This window comes from Flavobacterium tibetense, from assembly GCF_003293845.1.
Taxonomy (GTDB): Bacteria; Bacteroidota; Bacteroidia; order Flavobacteriales; family Flavobacteriaceae; genus Flavobacterium; species Flavobacterium tibetense.
Genome location: NZ_QLST01000010.1, coordinates 99,344 through 119,289 on the forward strand (window position 1 = coordinate 99,344; position 19,946 = coordinate 119,289).

Sequence of the window (19,946 nt, forward strand, 5' to 3'; positions counted from 1 at the left end):
AATTAAAATTCAAATGTAATCATTTCTTGTTTCGCTTGATTGAATTCCTGAATCACATTTTCCATAATGTTTTGAACCGGTAAAATATCGTGAATGATACCTGCTATTTGACCAATTTCCAATTCACCTTCTACTAAATCGCCTTCAAACATGCCTCTTTTGGCTCTACGCTTTCCTAGTAAATTCTCTAAATCTTCTTTCGAAGGACATTTGGCATACAATTCTTGAACGTCGTTGTAGAATTTATTTTTAATCAATCGTACTGGTGCTAATTCTTTCAATGTTAATTGGGTATCACCTTCTTTGGTTGCTACAATTGTTTTCTTAAAATTATCATGTGCCGAACTTTCCGTTGAAGCAGCAAAACGACTTCCCATTTGAACGCCATCGGCTCCCAAACACATTGCGGCTAACATTCCTCTACCAGAAGCAATTCCTCCAGCGGCGATTAATGGAATGGTAACTTGCTCTTTTACCATTGGAATTAATGTTAACGTAGTGGTTTCATCTCTTCCATTGTGTCCGCCAGCTTCAAAACCTTCTGCTACTACAGCATCAACTCCTGCTTCTTGTGCTTTTAAGGCAAATTTTGTGCTACTTACTACATGTACAACAGTTATGCCATTTTCTTTTAAAAACGGTGTCCAAGTTTTTGGATTTCCTGCTGAAGTGAAGACAATTTTTACACCTTCTTCCTTCACAATTTGCATGATTTCTTCAATATTGGGATACAACATTGGAATATTTACACCAAAAGGCTTATCAGTAGCTTTTTTGCATTTTTGAATATGTTCACGCAATACTTCTGGATACATAGAACCCGCACCAATTAAACCAAGTCCGCCTGCATTACTTACGGCACTTGCTAATTTATAACCGCTATTCCAAATCATTCCGCCTTGGATAATGGGATATTGTATGTTGAAAAGTTGGGTAATTCTGTTCATTCTAATTCTGTTTTAAGCTTGGGCAAGTTACTATTTATTGGCTAAAATTGGAAGAAAATTTAAGTTAAAGTGAAATACAAAAATGCGGCATACGCTACTAAAAGTAAAATTCCTTCTTTAAAAAACAAACTACCTCGTTTGGGTAAAATAACCAATGGCATCAAAAGCAAAGCAAAACCTAACATCCAATAAATGTCTTGTGAAAGCATTTTTTCGTCAATATTTTCTATTGGTTTTATAATAGCTGTAATTCCTAAAACACACAGTATATTAAAAATGTTAGATCCAATAATATTACCAATGGAAATATCCGCTTCTTTTTTAATCGCTGCAATAATAGAAGATGCTAATTCTGGAATACTAGTACCAATAGAAACTACAGTTACCGCAATAATTCGCTCGCTTACACCAAAACTTTCAGCTAAATTTACAGCACCTTTTACTAATAATTCCGAACCTGCCCAAAGTGCAAATCCACCTAAAAACATGAAAAGAATAATTAAATGGTTGGGCAATATTTTTTCAGTTCCTGAAGGCAATTCCGTTGTTATTTGTTTGTTTTTCTTAATGATATAAACTATGAAAAAAATCAAGATAAGTAAAAAGATAACTCCTTCGCTTCTACTAATATCATTATTGAGTAGCAAAAAACCAAATAGTAAAAACGAAGCCAGTATTTTCATTGGCCAATCTGTAATATAGAAACTTCGCTCAACGTTAACCGCATTAATCAATAAAACGGCTCCCAAAACCAAACCTATATTTGCAATGTTTGACCCTACCACATTTCCAAGAGCAATATCTGAAAATCCATCTAAAGCCGATTTCACGCTAATGATTAATTCTGGAGCTGATGTGGCAAATGACACTACGGTTAAACCAATAACAATTTTAGAAATATTGAGTTTTAGAGACAAACCAACAGCTGATTTCAATAACCAATTTCCTCCTAAAACCAATAATGCTAAACCTAAAACAATAAATAGTACATCCATAAAATTATGTGATTACGCCACTTCCTAAAATTTCATCGTCTTTATGCCAAGCTACAAATTGACCTTCTGTTATGGCAGATTGAGGCTCGTTGAAAACTACATACATTCCAGTTTCAAATTGGTGCAAAGTCGCTTTTTGCAACGGTTGGCGGTAGCGAATTCTAGCCATTACTCCCATTTTTTCTCCCACTTTTAAAGCTAAATCTTCTCTAATCCAATGCACTTCATCGTTTTTGATGAATAATGCTTTTTTGAAAAGTCCGGGATGATTGTTTCCTTGACCGGTGTAAATGATGTTTTTATCCACATCAGTTTCTATAACGAATAACGCTTCTTTGGTTCCACCAACATTCAAGCCTTTTCTTTGTCCTTTAGTGAAATAATGAGCGCCTTGGTGTTTGCCAACGACTTTACCAGGAACTTGTAAATAATTAATTCTTCTGGCTTCGTGTGCAAAAGCTTCTTCTTCAGACGAAAAATTTGGTTTTTCTTCCGAATAAATTGGTGCATCGGCTGGAATTTCAACTATAATTCCTTCCTTTGGTTGTAATTTTTGTTGGAGAAATTCAGGTAAACGCACTTTTCCAATGAAACATAAACCTTGCGAATCTTTCTTTTCAGCTGTGATTAAATCTAATTGGGAAGCAATTTCACGAACTTCAGGTTTGGTTAATTCACCAATTGGGAATAAAGCTTTAGCTAATTGCTCTTGTGACAATTGGCATAAGAAATACGATTGGTCTTTATTTCCGTCTTTACCGGCTAATAATTGGTAAATTTCTTTTCCGTTTTCTTCGATGATTCCTCTTCTGCAATAATGTCCGGTTGCTACATAATCCGCTCCTAATGAAAGAGCAATTTTCATAAAAACATCAAATTTTATCTCACGATTACATAATACGTCAGGATTGGGAGTTCGTCCTTGTTCGTATTCGTGAAACATATAATCAACGATTTTCTCTTTGTATTGTTCGGATAAATCAACCGTTTGGAAAGGTATTCCTAATTTTTCTGCAACCAAAAGTGCATCGTTACTATCTTCTAACCACGGACATTCATTGGAAATAGTTACCGAGTCATCGTGCCAATTTTTCATAAATAAGCCAATGACTTCGTAACCTTGTTCTTTTAATAAATAGGCTGCTACACTGGAATCAACTCCACCTGATAAACCAACTACTACTCTTTTCATTGATTTTATTTATTTTTTTTCGTGTTTTGTTTTAGGTTCTGATGGAATTAATTTTCCGTCTTCAGATTTTTCAATTTTAAATGTTTTTCTGGTAAAACGCGTTACTTTCTCTTTAGAAACTAATTTTCCGTTTTCATAGATTTCCCAATAACCTACTTTTCTACCATTTTTATATTCGCCTTTGAAAACAATATTTTTATCTCCGTCATAATAAATAACTTCTCCATGTAAATCGCCTTCTTTATAACCCGATTCTTCTAATAGATTTCCGTTTTCGGCATATTTTTTATAAGAACCCTCTAATTTTCCGTTGGCATAATTGGAAACTTCTGCTAAAGTTCCATTTTTATAAAATACCTTTTTTGTACCATGTAGTTTTCCTTTTTTATAATTTTCAATAGACATAATGTCTTTACTTTGGAAATGATAATACTTCCACTCGCCTTCTGGTAGTCTATTCAAAAGTACGCCTTCACTCACTTTATTTCCTTTTTGATCAAAAAAAGTGGTGTAACAAGAACCATCTCCTTTTGAAAAATCTCTTGTGGCAATTACAGTTCCTGCTTTGGTATCATCAAAATACTTAAAAACTCCAGTTTCTTTTCCATCTTTAAAAAAACCTTCATAACGTGGTCGTTTCGATTTCTCATGAATTCCTTTCCACAATCCTTCTCGATTCCCTTTTGAATTCAACTGATTGATTTCCTGAGCATTTGAAACAAATACTACACTTAAAAAAAGGATTAAAAACTTAATTTTTAACATTTGTCTATTGATTTATAGGTTAAAAGCTATTTTTATTATTACTTGATTAAACAAAACTCTTTATAAAGTTAAACTTTTATATTTCTATTAAATTTAGCTATAAATAATTTTATTATTTGTTTAATGTTTTTTTAAATTTGCTTGAACAAAAAAATTAACTGTTATGAAAAACTTTGCAAAATTAATCAAATTAACGTTACTAGTGGCAACTTCTACTGTAATGTTTTCGTGTTCGGATGATGACAATGTAACACCAGAGAGCAATACTATTGCTGCTATTGCATCAAGAAATCCAAACTTTACTACATTAGTTGCTGCACTTGACCGAGCAGGTTTAGTACAAACATTAGACCAAAATGGTCCGTTTACCGTATTTGCTCCAACAAATGCTGCTTTTAATGACTTTTTAGCAGATAACGGCTTTACTTCTTTAAACGACATTCCTGTTGATGTACTAAGAGAAGTTTTATTAAATCATGTTGTTAACGGTACTAACCTATCAACTAGTTTATCTACTGGTTATGTAAAAACATTAGGTAAAGGTAGTGCTTCTGATTCAAACACATTGAGTATGTTTATCAACACAACTAGCGGTGTTCGCTTAAATGGTGTTGCAAGTGTTACTACAGCAGATATAGTCGCTTCAAACGGAGTAATCCACGTTGTTGATGCTGTGATTGGCTTACCAACAGTTGTTACACATGCAGCCGCAAATCCAGGTTTTAGTACTTTAGTTAGTTTACTTACACAACAAAATCTTGTTTCAACCTTAGATGGTACAGCAAGTTCACCATTTACCGTTTTTGCCCCAAACAATGACGCATTCACTACATTTGAAACTCAAAACCCAGGTGTGCTTGCAGGTTTAACTTCAGCTCAAGTTACAGCTGTTTTAACCTACCATGTTGTTGCTGGTGCTAATGTATTATCTACTGGAATACCTACAACTCCAATAACAACTTTCGAAACTGGTACTTTCACAATTGCTGGGACTACAATTACAGATGAAAGTGATAGACAAACTGGCATAATTGCTACTGATGTACAAGCTTCAAATGGTGTAATTCATGTTGTAAATAATGTTTTATTACCCGCATTTGATTAAACTTTAAAATATAAAAATTGCTATGAAAAGTAAGAAGCATCGAGAAATCGGTGCTTTTTATTTTCCCCCTAATGCAATGGCTCTTTCATTAGCAGCTTTTAAAGCAGTATCAATAATTGATTTCATATTCCAATTACTAAATACTTCCAATGCAGCTTCTGTTGTTCCTCCTTTGGAAGCTACTTTTTCAATCCATTCTTCATTCCCAATTTTACTTCTTTTTTGCAATTGTACAGAACCAGCAAATGTTTGATTTACCAAAAACTCTGCTTCAGAAGGTGAAAAACCCAATTGAATTGCCGATTCAATCATAGCCTGCATGAAATAAAACACGTAAGCAGGTCCGCTTCCTGAAATGGCTGTTGCCGCATTCAACATCGTTTCTTTTTCCACATAAATGGATTTTCCTGTAGTATTGATAAGATTTTGGACAATGAATAATTCCTTTCTATCAACGGCTTGAGAAGCACAAAAAACGGTCATTCCTTCGCCAATTTGTGTTGGGATATTAGGCATAGAACGCACAATTTTAGTAATACTTAATTGCTCTTCAATTGTAGCTATAGAAATTCCTGCCATTACAGACAAAACAATGTGTTCAGATGAAAGAAAAGGTTGAATTGTTTCAGCTAACTCGAAAAAATCTTGAGGTTTAACCGCAATTATAATAATATCTGATTCAAAAAATGTGGCATTGGGAACTATAAAATAATTCTCTTTTGGAATACCAAAAACTTTCTTCTTTTCCACTTCAGTTTTGTTGAGAACAAAAACACTATCTGCTTGTACAAAACCTGAATTTAAAAAACTATTGGCATAGGTTTGCCCCATGTTGCCAAAACCAATGATTGAAATCTTCATATATACTAAAAAGAAACCCCAACTTATGCAGATGGGGTTTACTATATAATTATTAAAAAAATTATTTTTTCTTTTGTTGCGCTTTTTGAGCTTCTGCTTGCTCCATCATTTCACGCATTTTTCTTTGGAATTTACTTTCCTTCTTGGGGTTTGATTTATTCGATTCAATTTTAGCTAAAATCTTATCTTCTTTAACGATATATTTTTTAATAACTAACATAATACCAATAGTAATTAAGTTAGACACAAAATAATACAAACTCAAACCTGAAGCGTAATTATTAAAGAAAAACAACATCATGATTGGAGAAATATAAATCATCACTTTCATGATTTTCCCCATATCTGGCATTCCTTCTTGTGGTGGCGTGCTCATAGCTTGGTCACCCGTTGTCATTTTCATATAGAAGAAAATAGCAACAGAAGCCAAAATTGGGAATAAACTTACGTGATCACCATAAAATGGAATCGTAAATGGCAATTGGTAAATGTTATCATACGAAGATAAATCATCTGCCCATAAAAATGATTTTTGACGTAAATCAAACACCGATGGAAAGAATTGGAACAAAGCATAGAAAATTGGAATTTGCATTACCGCTGGAATACATCCTGCCATAGGATTTACGCCTGCTGTTGAATACAACTTCATAGTTTCTTGTTGTTTCTTCATTGGGTTGTCTTTGTACTTTTCGTTCAATGCTGCAATTTCTGGTCGTAAAACCTTCATCTTAGCTTGTGACAAATACGACTTATACGTAATTGGCGACATCACAATACGAACCAAAATTGTAAATACGATAATAGCAATTCCGTAAGGTAAAAATCCTGAGATAAAACCGAAAACAGGAATAAAAATAAAACGGTTTATCCAACCGAAAATTCCCCAACCTAAAGGAAGAATATCGTCTAAATTACGGTTGTAATCGTTAAGAACTTTATATTTTGTTGGTCCATAATACCAATTCATGCTGTAATCTAACTCTCCATTTTTAAATTCCAATGGAATAAAAGCAGCCATATTTTTGGTATACAACGTATCAACAGTTTCATCTTTAACTAAGTTTTCTGATTTTAAACTTACCGTTTTGAATGGCGTATCTGTCAATAAAATAGAAACAAAGAAAAATTGGTGATAAGCGATATAAGTTGCGTTTTCTAAAACCTCATCATCTTCGCCATTAACACTTAAATAATCTGTTTTTCCGTCTTTGTGTTCAAAATGAATATCGGTGTAACGGTTTTCGTAAACCACACTTTTTTCATTTCTAAAAGTTTTCATTTGCCAATCTAAACCAACTGGTTTTTCGCTATTCACAACTGAATTTAATCCTTGCGAACGAATAGCAAAATCCAACATGTATTCGTTTGGTTTCATAACATAGCGGTATTCCAAAAATTGGTTGTCGCTTGCTTTCAAACGCATGGTTAATACTTGATTCTCACCTTCTTTGGTTAAAGTTGGTTCAAAATACAAGTCTTTGGTTTCCAAAGTTCTATTGTCTTTCGTATTTAAAGTCAGGTTGAACTTAGCATTGTTATCTTTAATTAGTTCGATGGTTTCACCAGATCCTTTTTTGAATTGCTCAAAATCATTTACAATTGCCGAAACAATATAACCACCTTTATTAGCAATTTTTAAAGTTAATAAACCGTTGTTTAATTCAGTAACCTCATTTGTTGCTGATGGTAAAGAAGCTGAGTAAGCAAAAGAACCCAATTGCGCTTGTAACGCATTTTGTTTCAATGAATCTACAGCTACAATTTCAGTTGGAGATGAAGGTGCTACAATTTTTGCAGGTTCTTCTTCTTTGGCTTTTTCTACTTGTTCTTTTTTGGCTTTTTCGGCTTCTAATTCTTCTGGAGTTGGTGCATTGGAATACAACATCCAAATTAATAATCCTGAGATTAATACAAATCCAATAATCGAATTAAGGTCTAATTTTTTTTCTTCCATCTAAAATAGTGTTCAGTGTTCAGTTTTAAGTATTCAGTACTTTGTGAACGGTTTATTTATTCTTGTGTTGTACGGCTGCGGCAACAAAACTCACAAAAAGTGGGTGCGGATTAGCAACTGTACTTTTATATTCAGGATGGTATTGCACGCCGATAAAGAAAGGATGTGTAGGAATTTCAACAATTTCTACCAACTTCGTATCTGGATTTACTCCAGAAGCTACTAATCCTGCTTTTTCTAATTCGTTTAAATACGCACCATTGAATTCGTAACGGTGACGGTGGCGCTCCATAATCTCTGTTTTACCATAGATTTTTTGTGCCAACGTATTTTCTTTTATACTACATTTCCATGCGCCTAAACGCATAGTTCCTCCTTTGTTTTCAATGTTTTTTTGCTCTTCCATTAAATTAATTACTGGATGAGTTGTATTTTCATTCATTTCGGTTGAATTCGCATCAGTATAACCTAAAACATTACGCGAATATTCAATTACAGCCATTTGCATTCCCAAACAAATTCCGAAAAACGGAATGTTATTTTCTCTTGCATAACGAACGGTGTCGATTTTACCTTCAATTCCACGACCGCCAAAACCTGGTGCAACAAGTATACCATCTAAATCTTTTAACTGACTTGCTGCCGAATTGGCATCTAAATATTCAGAATGAATTGAAATGACATTCACTTTTGTCTCATTTGCCGCTCCAGCATGAATAAACGCTTCTAAAATCGATTTGTAAGAATCTTGTAATTCCACATATTTTCCAACCAAACCTATGTTTACTTCATGTTTTGGATTTTTCAATCTGAATAAGAACTCGTTCCAGTTGGTTAAATCTGGTGTATTTTTTTCTGGTAAATCTAATTTTTTCAACGCTACTCTATCCAATCCTTCTTCCAACATTAAATTGGGAACTTCATAAATAGTGGAAGCATCAATAGATTGAATTACCGCTTCTTTTTTCACATTACAGAATAACGCTAATTTCTGACGTAAATCTTGCGAAATTTCATGTTCAGTTCTACAAACTAAAATATCAGCTTTGATTCCGCTTTCCATTAAGGTTTTTACTGAATGTTGGGTTGGTTTCGTTTTTAATTCTCCGGCAGCAGCCAAATATGGCACTAACGTTAAATGAATTACGATTCCGTTATTTTCACCTAATTCCCAAATCAATTGTCTAACGGATTCGATATAAGGTAATGATTCAATATCTCCAACAGTTCCACCAATCTCAGTAATTACAATATCAAAATCACCCGATTTTCCAAGTAACTGCATGCGTTCCTTGATTTCGTTTGTGATATGAGGCACTACCTGAACCGTTTTTCCTAAAAATTCTCCTCTACGCTCTTTTTCAATAACCGAAAGATAGACTCTTCCTGTAGTTACGTTGTTCGCTTGAGAAGTAGGAACGTTTAAAAAACGCTCATAGTGACCTAAATCCAAATCGGTTTCTGCTCCATCGTCTGTTACATAACACTCGCCGTGTTCGTAAGGATTTAATGTTCCTGGATCTACGTTGATGTATGGATCAAACTTTTGAATGGTTGTTCGGTATCCTCTGGCTTGCAATAATTTGGCTAACGAAGCTGCGATAATTCCTTTTCCTAAAGAAGAAGTCACACCTCCGGTAACAAAAATGTACTTAGTTTGGTTCATTGTGTTGTTGTTGTGTTGTTGTTGCGATAAATATGATTTATCTGTAATAAAATCGTGCAAAGATAGGTTTTAAAATTAGAATTCAGAAATTAGAATTTAGAAATTTTATACCGATTTACACAATGTTAATAAAGATGATTTTGTGTTTTTAAGAATTACTTTTTTGGAAAGTTTCTGCGGATGTTTCGAACCAGTTCTTCTAAGCCGTTTAACTTGAGTTCGTGAACCAATTTTAATTGTTCGCCTAATTGTCCTTTTGGGAAACCTTTATTGGCATACCAAACCACATAATACTCCGGAAGGTCGATTAAGTAATAGCCTTCGTATTTGCCAAATGGCATTTTGGTATGAGCAAGTTTGATTAGGAGTTCTTGGTTGGTCATTTTTTTTTTGAGAGGATAGAAATAAGATAAAAGAAGAAAGACTTTTTAAAACCGTCTATATTCTTTTATCTATTACTTCCAATTAAAAACAATTTCCTTTTTAATTTCCGGATGCAAACTATAGAAAACTGGGCAAGTCATTGCGGTTCTTTCTAGGATATTTTTTGTTTTCTCGTCGGGATTGATGGAGAAATTAAAAGTTACGTGAATTTCTGTGATTCTTCTTGGTTCTGTTCCCATAACCTTAGTTACTTCTGCTGTTGAACCTGAGAAATCTACGTCTAAATCGTGTGCTTTGATTCCCATTACGGTAAACATGCAACTGGCTAATCCGTTGGCAACGCTGTCGGTTGGAGAGAATGCTTCTCCTTTTCCGTTGTTGTCAAGTGGTGCATCAGAAATAATTTCTGAACCCGATTGTAAATGTATAGAAGAGGTACGTAAATCACCTAAATAAGTTACTTTGGAAGTTGCCATTATTGTACTTGTTTAATCGTTAAATCAGTATCGTAATATAATAAATATCCTGCTGTGTTTACATTTGCTCCGTTTTCATTGGTATAATCAAAACTACTTTCTACATGTTCGGTTCTGAACTTGGTTGTAGTGATAGTAAATCCGTCTTCTTGGCAAATGCGTAATAAGGTGTCGAATGTTACATCAAATCCTCTGTTTACAATTGAATTAGAAGAAACGCCATTTGCTTTTTTAAATTTACTCTCAAAAATAAAACCTTCTGGTGTATTTACTTCTTTTTTGGTAGAAGGAAACAACATGTTCAATTCGGTTAAATTCGTAATTGGAATTTCTTCAAAATCTAACGTATCATATAATTCCAATACCGCTAATTGCAAATCAAATTCAGATTTTAATTTTATCAAATGGTTGGTCACATTCAATACAAATCCTCTATTTTCTGAATCTAAAACCACGAAATTCTTCTGTCCTTTCACAAAAAGTGTTCGTAAATATTCGAAATCCAAACCGCCTTTTTCATTGTATGAAGCGAATTTTGCGTTTGGATAATTGGCACTGATATGATCTTTTGAACTGCCTTTTTTAGCACTTATAATAGCTATAACATTCCCATTATTTTTTTCAAAATGCGTAAATAACATTTGAGTAATATGTTTTTGCGAAGGCACAGAATAATACAAATTAGGCAACATTCTACCAACTTCTTTTGACAATGGCGAAATTACTGGCGTGTTGTATTTGGAAAGTAATTGTGCTGCCGTTTCAGTATGAGAAGTTTGAAAAGGACCAATTACAGCCGAAACCGTAGAAAAATCGTTTTTAGCAATCACAGACGCTACATTTGACGTGTTTTTGGTACTTTCAATATCTAAAATTTTCACGTTTACTGGTAATCCCAATACTTTTGCAGAATCAATTGCCATCATGGCTCCAGCGTAAAAATCTAGCGTCATGTTCAAAAACTTATTGGTTTTTAAAATTTCCGTTTGCGTTTTTGTGGAATCCGATTGGATTTTATTTAACCCAAATGGTAACAGCAATACCAAATCTTTAGTCTGGCTTTTATTCACCGATTTGGTTAAATCTGCCAAAGGTTTATTGGATAAAGTAAATCCGCTTGAAGTTACGCGCTTTGGTAATTTCAAAACCATTCCTTCTTTCAAACCCTCTTGTAATTCAGGATTCAATCGAATTAATTCGTCTTGAGAAAGATTCAATTCTTTGGAAAGTCCGAATAGCGTTTCTTGCGGTTTTACCGTATAAAAATTTTCTTGATCGTTAACTTTGGTCACTTCTTTTACAACGGCACGTTTGATGGTAAGAATTTCACCTTCACTTAGCGATTCTTTGATTTGCGGATTGGCTTTTTCTAATTCTTCAATCGTAATGTTGAATTTTTTTGCTATTCCGTATTTGGTTTCCTGTGGAAGCACTTTATAAGAAAAGGTTTCTGTCTTACTTTTTACAGCGGCTACTTCAACATAACCGGTTTCTTGAACCACTTCGTCTTTTCTAACGATAATTTCTTCTCCAATTTTTAGTCCGTTTTTGGCAATCGTTGGATTCCATTCTTTCAAATCAGCCACAGAAACCTCATACTTTTTAGCTAAACTAAATAAAGTTTCTTTTGGAGCCACAACATGCGTGGTAACTTCTTCTTTTACTTGCTTTGTTGCTGTTGATTTTTGAGGAAGTAACAATACTGTATTTTCTTGAATACCATTTTTAGCGTCTGGATTCAAACGATAAATATCAAAAGGCGTGATTTGGTATTGCTTAGCAATCGAAAACACGGTTTCTCCTTTTTTTACAGTATGTTTTCCATTGTTTTGTGCGGTTACAAAAAACGAACTCCACAAGGCGAAAACTAAAAATACAATCTTAACTAGTCTCATAAACTACAATTTTCAAAGTTTATTTCAATAACAATGCCAAATTCAACTATATACCACTTCTGCTTTGAGATTACTGCAATAAAACGCACTTTTTCCCTTTCTACTTCCCTATAAAAATAAACCATAGCTAAGGCTATGCTTTATTTTTCTAAGTTGTATAAAGAAAAAAATCATCCTTTTCTTTTACAATAATCACAAAGCAGAAGTGGTATTACAAATTTAAACAAGAAATTCGGAAAGTTGCCTTTGGCATTGAAATTTATTCTTTTATTATCTTATTCCCACTCAATAGTTGCTGGTGGTTTTGAGCTGATATCGTAAACAACTCGGTTCACACCACGAACGTTATTGATAATTTCATTGGAAATTTTCATTAAAAACTCATACGGTAAATGTACCCAATCTGCGGTCATTCCATCTGTTGATTCTACAGCGCGTAAAGCAACTACTTTTTCATAAGTACGCTCATCTCCCATTACTCCTACGCTATTTACTGGTAATAAAATAGCTCCTGCTTGCCAAACTTTATCGTACAAACCGTGTTCTTTTAATCCGTTGATGAAAACGGCGTCTACTTCTTGTAGAATAGCTACTTTTTCTGGTGTAATATCGCCTAAAATACGAATCGCTAATCCTGGTCCAGGAAACGGATGACGACCTAATAATTCATCATCAATTCCTAAAGTTCTTCCTACTCTACGAACCTCATCTTTAAATAACATTCGTAAAGGCTCTACCACTTGCAATTTCATGAAATCAGGTAATCCACCCACATTGTGATGCGATTTGATTGTTGCCGAAGGTCCGCCCGTAGCTGAAACCGATTCAATAACATCAGGATAAATAGTACCCTGACCTAACCATTTTACATCGGTTAATTGGTGTGCTTCATCATCAAAAACTTCGATAAAAGCTTTTCCAATAGCTTTACGTTTCGCTTCTGGATCATCCAATCCTGCTAATGCGTCATAAAAACGTTTGGAAGCGTCAACACCTTTTACATTTAATCCCATTCCTTTGTATTGGTCTAGTACATTTTGGAATTCATTTTTACGCAACAATCCGTTGTTTACGAAAATACAATATAAATTACTACCAATAGCTTTATGTAATAAAACCGCTGCTACTGTGGAATCTACTCCACCAGAAAGTCCTAAAACCACTTTATCGTTTCCAATTTTTTCTTTCAATTCCGCAACCACTTCTTCTACGAAGGCATTTGGTGTGAAATTTTGAGGCACTTGGGCAATTTTTACTAAGAAATTCTCCAACATCTGTTTTCCATCCACAGAATGATATACTTCTGGGTGAAATTGAATGGCGTAAGTTGTTTCGCCTTCGATTTTGTAGGCTGCATTTTCTACGTCTTTGGTACTAGCAATTTTAACTCCGTTTGTTGGTAATTGTTTGATTGAATCAGAATGACTCATCCAAACTTGGCTGTTTGGACTCACACCTTCCAAAAACACTTCGTTTTCTTTGATGTAAGACAAATTCGCTCTACCGTATTCTCTTGTGTTGGAAGCTGCTACTTCTCCACCTGAAAAATGCGCTAAATATTGCGCTCCGTAACAAACGGCTAACAATGGCATTTTCCCTCTAATTTGAGATAAATCAGGATGCAATGCTTCTTCTGAACGCACCGAACATGGACTTCCTCCTAAAATTACGGCTTTGTATGATGATAAATCTGCTGGAATTTTATCGAATGGAAAAATCTCGCAGAAAATGTTTAACTCTCTAACTCTTCGTGCAATTAATTGGGTGTATTGCGAACCGAAATCTAAAATTAATACGTTGTGTTGCATTTTATTGTTGTTGTGTTGTAAATTTTAATTTTATTAAAAACAGAAAGACAAGTCATGACTTGTCTCTACAGATTAATATTCAAACGTTCCGTATTCGGATGTAATTGTTAATTTCTTACTATCTGATTTCTCCACTCTTCCTACGATTTGTGCATCGATATTGAATGTTTTCGAAATTTCGATGATGTCTTGCGCTACTTCTGCAGGAACGTATATTTCCATGCGGTGACCACAATTGAATACTTGGTACATTTCTTTCCAATCGGTTTTGGATTGTTCTTGAATTAATTGGAACAATGGTGGTACTGGAAATAAATTATCTTTAATCACGTGAACGTTATCTACAAAGTGAAGCACTTTTGTTTGCGCACCACCACTGCAGTGTACCATTCCGTGAATTTGATTGGAATTGTATTTTGATAAAATGGTTTTGATAACTGGAGCGTATGTTCTCGTTGGAGAAAGCACTAATTTTCCAGCGTCAATTGGACTATTAGTTACTGCATCTGTCAATTTAGTTTGACCTGAATACACTAATTCATTGGGAACTGAAGCATCAAAACTTTCTGGATATTTTTCTGCTAAATATTTGGCAAAAACATCATGACGTGCCGATGTTAAACCGTTACTTCCCATTCCGCCATTATATTCTTTTTCGTAAGTAGCTTGACCAAAAGAAGCCAATCCTACAATAACATCACCCGCTTGAATGTTGGCATTATCAATTACATCAGCACGTTTCATTCGAGCTGTTACGGTTGAATCTACGATGATAGTTCGCACTAAATCGCCTACATCAGCCGTTTCTCCACCAGTAGAATGAATGGTAACGCCGTGATTTTTTAATTCTGAAATTAATTCTTCTGTTCCGTTGATAATAGCCGATATAACTTCACCTGGAATTAGATTTTTGTTTCTTCCAATGGTTGAGGAAAGTAGAATATTATCCGTTGCACCAACACATAATAAATCATCAATATTCATGATTAAGGCATCTTGAGCAATTCCTTTCCAAACTGAAATATCGCCTGTTTCTTTCCAATACATATAGGCTAAAGAAGACTTAGTTCCTGCGCCATCCGCATGCATAATGATGCAATATTGGTCGTCATTGGTTAAATAATCAGGGATGATTTTACAAAATGCTTGTGGAAATAAGCCTTTGTCGATGTTTTTGATAGCTTGGTGCACATCTTCTTTAGAAGCCGAAACTCCTCTTAAATTGTAGCGTTTGCTCGTATCAGAACTCATGAATGTAGTGTGTTGTTGTTGTGGCGCAAAGATAGTTCTAAAATTTAGAATTTAGAAGTTTGATTTTAGAATTTGTTAAATTTTTATTTGATAAATATCATTATCAACTTCCGAATCGTTATTTGGTGTTTGCACGTTCACTACTTTATTCAATGTGAAACATTCTTGATTTTGGGTTTCAATATCAAATTGCAATTCTATCGTCACAGCATCATCCGTTTCGGGATTATTTAGGATGATGAAAATGGTGTTTCCTTCTGCCAATGGTCGCAAAGGAACAATGTGAATCGAATTGGTATTGATCAAAAAATTAAACGGAACTTCTTGTTCGTCTTCTAAAAGTATGGAAATTTGATTCGCAGTAAATCTTTCGTTTTCAAAAACATTTTCATCGGTAGCTTCATCAACAAATGTTACAAACAGCGACGCTAATGGTGGCGCATCGGCATCACTACATTTATCAGAACAACTGAAATTCACAAACGTTACTACTGCTAATAAAAGGTAACCAAATTTTCTCATTTGTTTTATTTACTTAAAATTTCCATTTCCACTCTGCGATTCGCTGCGGCTTGTTCTTCATTCTCCTCTGGAATTGGATAAATAGGTTGCGTTACACCAAAACCTGTTACTGTTACTCTGCCCATAGGAATGCCATTATAAATTAAGAAACGACGGATTTGCTTGGCGCGTTCCAAAGATAAATTTCTTCTGTCTTTATCCACACAACAAATATGCCCTTGCAATTGAATTTTTAAATTGGGATTGTTTTGCATAACAAACAACAAGTCATACATAGCGCCTTGGGATTCTGGAACAGTTGCAAAGGTATTTTGGAAGAAATTAATATTTTTCAATATAATTTTGGTTCCCACTTTAGCACGAGCCACTTTTTCGTGCAAAGGCAAATCGTCTGTAATTTCCAAACCTTCTACATTTTCATCAGGTTGGATGCCTAGAATTTCATTTTCTCTTTGTAAATCCTTTTCTAAAATATAAAAAATCGTAGCGCGTCTGTTTTCCGCTTGATTGATGGATTGCATGAAGTTTTTACCGTAACTAATCGTTTTGAAATCTTCACGAATGGTTACTTTATCTTTAATTTGTTCGTATATAAAATCCACGCGTTTTTGAGCCAAAGTATCATTATAACCAACTGAACCTACTTCATCTGTAAAACCGTGAATAGCTACAATTTTAGAATTTCCATTGGCAGTAATCCACTCTTTTAAACGTTTGGATTGTGCAGGCGTTAACTGATGCTTATCGGTATCAAAGTATACAGAAAATTGCTCTTGCCCCACAACTGTTTGAAGAGTTAAAAAAAGTAATATAGAAAGTAAAACTCGCATCATGCTAATTTTTTTTTACGAAGTAACGATTTTTTGCTAAGGTACAAAAGATTAATTTTCTAAAATTAAAATTTCTACTCGGCGGTTTTGCAAAGATTCATATCCATTCTTTTCAGGAATCTTGAATTTTGGTTTTGATGACCCAAAACCTATGTATTTAATTCTTTCACTATCAATTTTTGATGAAACAAAATAATTCATAACGGATTCTGCTCTCAACGTAGATAAATCATAGTCATCTCTTTTAACACAACAAATATGCCCAATTACAATTATTTTCAATTGTTCATTATCTTGTAAAGCTTTTACCCATTTATCAAGTTGTAACTTTGAACTATATAATAAATTTGCAGAATTAAAATCGAAATGGATGTCTTTAAGCGTAAATAAAGTTCCTCGAGGAGCAGATTTTAACTGTTCTTCAAATGGTAAACCGTTTAAAAAGTCAATATCTTCTATTTCAACGATTTCAACTTCTTTTAATTGTTTTTTTACTAAATAATTGTTTATGATTCGATTCTCTAAAAACAATAATTCGCTTGGTAAAAAATAAATAGTTACTTTTCTATTCAGTTCATCTATATTAGAAATCAAATCTCTTTCACCCAAAGATATTGCTCTAAAATCTTCTCTAAATGTAATTTTATTTCCAATCTGTCCAATTACAAAATCAACTCTTTTTCTAGATAACGTATCATTGTAATTTGTTGTTCCTTTTTCATCTGTTGTTCCTAACAATGACAAAATTTTTGAGTTTTTATTGCTCTCGATCCAAGAAATTAATTTTGTCATTTCATTTTCCTTTAACTCAAATTTATCGGTATCAAAATAAACAGAAAATTGTTCTTGTCCAACAACAATATTTAGCATTAAAAAAAAGAGAAAAGAAAAGAAAACTCGCATAATGCTATTTTTTGAAGTAACGTTTTTTTTGCTAAAGTACAAAAGATTAATTTTCTAAAATTAAAATTTCTACTCGGCGGTTTTCATCACGTTCGGTATCGTTTTTCTCTGGAATTTTGTGAATGGGTTGTGTGTTTCCGAAACTTTTATATTGCAATCGCTCTTTGGCTACACCATTATCAATCAAATATTTATAAACGGCAAATGCACGAACTTTAGCAATATCTTCAGGATCATGACCGATATGACAACAAATATGACCTTGAATTTCAATTTTTAATTTTGGGTTATCCAATAACACTTGTAGTAATTCTTCCACAACTGGTCTGGATTTTGGCACAAAAACTCCCGAACGATTGTAAAAATACAAGTTTTTGAGCACCAATTTATCCCCAACTTTTAAATTTTGATACTGTGTTGGGAGTTCTTTTTTGACTTCCACTATCTCGATTTTCTCTAGAATTTCTGGAATTGCTGCTACATAATGAATCTCCACTTTTCGGTTTTGTTGTAAATCTAGATTTTGTGGAAACTTTTCTCCTTTTCCTTCCAATGGAATTGCGTTTGAAAACTTATTTTTCACCAAATCATACACAAATTGTGCCCTTTTTTCAGACAAAATCTGATTATAAGCATCACTAGCCCGATAATCACAAAAGCCAATGATTTTCTGAATAGTAATATTTTCTGTTTGAAGAAACTGTTGCAATCGTTCAGATTCTTGTGGTGTTAACTCAAATTTATCCGTTTCAAAATAAACTACAAAGGTTTCTTGCGCCCAAAAAAACGGACTCCAAAAAAGAAATAAAAGTAACGTTCTCAATTTGTTTTTTATTAGCAAACGCTGAAATGATGATTTAAGTATGAAAGATTTACTTTGTTGTGGGAATTTTTATATATTTGAGAAGTAAAAACAAAATAAAAACAAGTAGAACTTTCGTTAATCTTGCCAATATGGTTTAAAAGTAGTTGGAAAATTTCGCATATAAACAAGTTAGCAGCTATTTTAAACACAACTACATTTAATGAGAACGACGGTTTTAATAATATTATTTTATGCTTCTGTTTTTGGACAGAAAACCGAAAACCAAATTATAAGTTTTGACGGTATTTATGAAACGAAATGTGATTATGCGAACGACGAAGATGAAGAAAAATCATTTTTAAGATTTTATCCAAATAATAAAGTAATAAGTGTTGTAACTGAATGTGATGCGACAGTGAGTGACTTGAAAAGTTGGTTCAATATGAAAATGGAATATCTTTCAGTTGGGAATTATGAAATTAACGGTAGAAAAATACTGTTTTCAACAACAAGTGTTACTGGAACAGTTAAATATAGAGGTCGCATAACCAAAAAAGGCATCCTTAAATTAAAAATAGAAAGCTTGATTAATGGTTTTAAACATCGAGAAAAATATCAATTTGTAAAAGTTGTAAACTTAGAATAGAAAACAGCTGCTAACAGCGGTAACTGTTGCATAACTACCATTTTTTAAATAAAATTTCAAAAAACATAAAATTCCGAACTCGTTTAAGCACTTTTAAGCGAGGTTTTATTTTAGTTCATGTACAAAATTCTAATTTTTAGAAAGCTTAAAATTGAGTTATTGTTGTCTAAAAAGACCGTTTTTATAAAAGCAAAGTACTTCCCTTGTTTTAGGGAAATAACTTGGGCTAAAACACTTGGTTTTTTGATGGTAAAACGCAAGTATTTCTTCAAGTTGTAGGTTAAACTTGCCATGAGTACATGTTTGTTTGCGTTTTTGATGCCTCGGGTGTTGACTCGTTTCATGTTCGTGAAGTTGACCAAGGTTCCAATCACAGGTTCGACTGTTTTACTTCGTATTCTCGACATCTTTTTGGCATATTTGGCATTTTGTGTGAGTTTTTGATGCATACGGTCGTAATGTTCTTTGTGGATGCTATCGTCTAGCTTTTTAAACTTAGTGCTTTTGCCACAACATTGTTCTCTGAGTGGGCAGTTTTTACAGTCACTCTCGCTGCTTCGGTACGTGCGTTTGGTGTAGCCTTTACTATCCGTTTTTTCGCCTTTGAAAAGGAGTTTGGCTTGGTTGCCTTCGGGTTTAGTGCATTGGTAATAATTTTCCTCTTTGTTGAAGGTAAAACCTTCGCGCTCGGGTTTGTATTGCCCGAAGTTAGGAATGTAGGCATCAATATTTTTTTTATGTAAATACGCCAACGCTTCGCCACTGCTGTAACCGCCATCGGCTAAAAGTTCTTCTAATTCAATGTCGTTTTCGTTTAGGTTTTCTTCGATAAGTTCCACAATTTTTTCTAAACATTGACTATCGCGCTTGTCTGCAAAATCAGAACACGCTCCAGTAATAACATGGTGTGCATCGTCTACTGCGATTTGTCCAAAATA

General features: G+C 33.8%; 19 protein-coding genes. 2 read left to right on the top strand and 17 right to left on the bottom strand.

Annotation, left to right across the window (positions count from 1 at the left end; translation table 11 throughout):
- Window positions 1–2: 2 nt before the first annotated feature.
- From DPN68_RS09180 to DPN68_RS09195, 4 genes are read right to left on the bottom strand one after another with little or no spacing between them, the layout of a single operon-like run.
- Window positions 3–947 carry an NAD(P)H-dependent flavin oxidoreductase gene (locus DPN68_RS09180; protein WP_113989358.1) on the bottom strand — a complete coding sequence of 315 codons (945 nt, stop codon included), beginning with the start codon at window positions 945–947 and terminating at the stop codon, window positions 3–5.
- Between the two features lie 59 nt (window positions 948–1,006).
- A complete protein-coding gene (locus tag DPN68_RS09185; protein ID WP_113989359.1) occupies window positions 1,007–1,942 on the bottom strand; it encodes a calcium/sodium antiporter in 936 nt (311 codons plus the stop codon).
- Window positions 1,943–1,946: 4 nt separating this feature from the next.
- A complete protein-coding gene (gene mnmA / locus DPN68_RS09190) occupies window positions 1,947–3,134 on the bottom strand; it encodes a tRNA 2-thiouridine(34) synthase MnmA (protein WP_113989360.1) in 1,188 nt (395 codons plus the stop codon).
- Window positions 3,135–3,143: 9 nt separating this feature from the next.
- Window positions 3,144–3,899, bottom strand: a complete 756-nt coding sequence (locus DPN68_RS09195) for a toxin-antitoxin system YwqK family antitoxin (protein WP_113989361.1) — start codon at window positions 3,897–3,899, stop codon at window positions 3,144–3,146.
- A gap of 163 nt (window positions 3,900–4,062) precedes the next feature.
- Between DPN68_RS09195 and DPN68_RS09200 the strand changes: the two genes are divergently transcribed.
- A complete protein-coding gene (locus tag DPN68_RS09200) occupies window positions 4,063–5,004 on the top strand; it encodes a fasciclin domain-containing protein (protein WP_113989362.1) in 942 nt (313 codons plus the stop codon).
- Between the two features lie 57 nt (window positions 5,005–5,061).
- On the opposite strand, the gene proC is transcribed toward DPN68_RS09200, so the two are convergent.
- The 12 genes from proC to DPN68_RS09260 all read right to left on the bottom strand — a co-directional run bounded on the left by proC (window position 5,062) and on the right by DPN68_RS09260 (window position 18,380).
- The gene (gene proC / locus DPN68_RS09205) at window positions 5,062–5,865 is read right to left on the bottom strand and encodes a pyrroline-5-carboxylate reductase (protein ID WP_113989363.1); all 804 of its coding nucleotides are present in this window, start codon (window positions 5,863–5,865) and stop codon (window positions 5,062–5,064) included.
- A gap of 61 nt (window positions 5,866–5,926) precedes the next feature.
- Entirely contained in the window at window positions 5,927–7,822 is a 1,896-nt protein-coding gene (gene yidC / locus DPN68_RS09210) for a membrane protein insertase YidC (RefSeq protein ID WP_113989364.1), read from the bottom strand.
- A gap of 52 nt (window positions 7,823–7,874) precedes the next feature.
- Complete coding sequence (locus tag DPN68_RS09215; RefSeq protein WP_113989380.1) at window positions 7,875–9,488, bottom strand: CTP synthase; 1,614 nt, start codon at window positions 9,486–9,488, stop codon at window positions 7,875–7,877.
- 155 nt (window positions 9,489–9,643) lie between these two features.
- The gene (locus DPN68_RS09220; protein WP_113989365.1) at window positions 9,644–9,871 is read right to left on the bottom strand and encodes a DUF3820 family protein; all 228 of its coding nucleotides are present in this window, start codon (window positions 9,869–9,871) and stop codon (window positions 9,644–9,646) included.
- Window positions 9,872–9,943: 72 nt separating this feature from the next.
- On the bottom strand, window positions 9,944–10,348 hold the full coding sequence (locus DPN68_RS09225) for an OsmC family protein (protein WP_113989366.1): 405 nt from the start codon (window positions 10,346–10,348) through the stop codon (window positions 9,944–9,946).
- Complete coding sequence (locus tag DPN68_RS09230; protein ID WP_113989367.1) at window positions 10,348–12,243, bottom strand: LysM peptidoglycan-binding domain-containing protein; 1,896 nt, start codon at window positions 12,241–12,243, stop codon at window positions 10,348–10,350. Before DPN68_RS09230 ends, DPN68_RS09225 begins: the two co-directional genes overlap by 1 nt.
- Before the next feature lie 275 nt (window positions 12,244–12,518).
- Window positions 12,519–14,051 (bottom strand): glutamine-hydrolyzing GMP synthase, encoded by a 1,533-nt coding sequence (gene guaA, locus DPN68_RS09235; protein ID WP_113989368.1) that lies wholly within the window; start codon window positions 14,049–14,051, stop codon window positions 12,519–12,521.
- A gap of 72 nt (window positions 14,052–14,123) precedes the next feature.
- The gene (locus tag DPN68_RS09240) at window positions 14,124–15,302 is read right to left on the bottom strand and encodes an AIR synthase related protein (protein WP_113989369.1); all 1,179 of its coding nucleotides are present in this window, start codon (window positions 15,300–15,302) and stop codon (window positions 14,124–14,126) included.
- Between the two features lie 75 nt (window positions 15,303–15,377).
- Window positions 15,378–15,824: a hypothetical protein gene (locus tag DPN68_RS09245; RefSeq protein ID WP_113989370.1), complete on the bottom strand. Its 447-nt coding sequence runs from the start codon at window positions 15,822–15,824 to the stop codon at window positions 15,378–15,380.
- A gap of 5 nt (window positions 15,825–15,829) precedes the next feature.
- A complete protein-coding gene (locus DPN68_RS09250; RefSeq protein ID WP_239987068.1) occupies window positions 15,830–16,657 on the bottom strand; it encodes an OmpA family protein in 828 nt (275 codons plus the stop codon).
- Window positions 16,658–16,705: 48 nt separating this feature from the next.
- Window positions 16,706–17,557 carry an OmpA family protein gene (locus DPN68_RS09255; RefSeq protein WP_113989372.1) on the bottom strand — a complete coding sequence of 284 codons (852 nt, stop codon included), beginning with the start codon at window positions 17,555–17,557 and terminating at the stop codon, window positions 16,706–16,708.
- A 46-nt stretch (window positions 17,558–17,603) separates the two neighbouring features.
- On the bottom strand, window positions 17,604–18,380 hold the full coding sequence (locus DPN68_RS09260) for an OmpA family protein (protein ID WP_133256590.1): 777 nt from the start codon (window positions 18,378–18,380) through the stop codon (window positions 17,604–17,606).
- Window positions 18,381–18,582: 202 nt separating this feature from the next.
- Between DPN68_RS09260 and DPN68_RS09265 the strand changes: the two genes are divergently transcribed.
- Window positions 18,583–19,008 (top strand): hypothetical protein, encoded by a 426-nt coding sequence (locus DPN68_RS09265; protein ID WP_113989374.1) that lies wholly within the window; start codon window positions 18,583–18,585, stop codon window positions 19,006–19,008.
- Window positions 19,009–19,118: 110 nt separating this feature from the next.
- Here the strand turns inward: DPN68_RS09265 and DPN68_RS09270 are convergent.
- The coding region (locus DPN68_RS09270) for a transposase (protein ID WP_157958503.1) at window positions 19,119–19,946 on the bottom strand (828 nt) is incomplete at its 5' end.

Bases quoted from the DNA above. Each gene is read 5' to 3' on its own strand.
- DPN68_RS09180 (WP_113989358.1), bottom strand. From the start codon at position 947: ATGAACAGAATTACCCAACTTTTCAACATACAATATCCCATTATCCAA.
- DPN68_RS09185 (WP_113989359.1), bottom strand. From the start codon at position 1,942: ATGGATGTACTATTTATTGTTTTAGGTTTAGCATTATTGGTTTTAGGA.
- mnmA (WP_113989360.1), bottom strand. From the start codon at position 3,134: ATGAAAAGAGTAGTAGTTGGTTTATCAGGTGGAGTTGATTCCAGTGTA.
- DPN68_RS09195 (WP_113989361.1), bottom strand. From the start codon at position 3,899: ATGTTAAAAATTAAGTTTTTAATCCTTTTTTTAAGTGTAGTATTTGTT.
- DPN68_RS09200 (WP_113989362.1), top strand. From the start codon at position 4,063: ATGAAAAACTTTGCAAAATTAATCAAATTAACGTTACTAGTGGCAACT.
- proC (WP_113989363.1), bottom strand. From the start codon at position 5,865: ATGAAGATTTCAATCATTGGTTTTGGCAACATGGGGCAAACCTATGCC.
- yidC (WP_113989364.1), bottom strand. From the start codon at position 7,822: ATGGAAGAAAAAAAATTAGACCTTAATTCGATTATTGGATTTGTATTA.
- DPN68_RS09215 (WP_113989380.1), bottom strand. From the start codon at position 9,488: ATGAACCAAACTAAGTACATTTTTGTTACCGGAGGTGTGACTTCTTCT.
- DPN68_RS09220 (WP_113989365.1), bottom strand. From the start codon at position 9,871: ATGACCAACCAAGAACTCCTAATCAAACTTGCTCATACCAAAATGCCA.
- DPN68_RS09225 (WP_113989366.1), bottom strand. From the start codon at position 10,348: ATGGCAACTTCCAAAGTAACTTATTTAGGTGATTTACGTACCTCTTCT.
- DPN68_RS09230 (WP_113989367.1), bottom strand. From the start codon at position 12,243: ATGAGACTAGTTAAGATTGTATTTTTAGTTTTCGCCTTGTGGAGTTCG.
- guaA (WP_113989368.1), bottom strand. From the start codon at position 14,051: ATGCAACACAACGTATTAATTTTAGATTTCGGTTCGCAATACACCCAA.
- DPN68_RS09240 (WP_113989369.1), bottom strand. From the start codon at position 15,302: ATGAGTTCTGATACGAGCAAACGCTACAATTTAAGAGGAGTTTCGGCT.
- DPN68_RS09245 (WP_113989370.1), bottom strand. From the start codon at position 15,824: ATGAGAAAATTTGGTTACCTTTTATTAGCAGTAGTAACGTTTGTGAAT.
- DPN68_RS09250 (WP_239987068.1), bottom strand. From the start codon at position 16,657: ATGATGCGAGTTTTACTTTCTATATTACTTTTTTTAACTCTTCAAACA.
- DPN68_RS09255 (WP_113989372.1), bottom strand. From the start codon at position 17,557: ATGCGAGTTTTCTTTTCTTTTCTCTTTTTTTTAATGCTAAATATTGTT.
- DPN68_RS09265 (WP_113989374.1), top strand. From the start codon at position 18,583: ATGAGAACGACGGTTTTAATAATATTATTTTATGCTTCTGTTTTTGGA.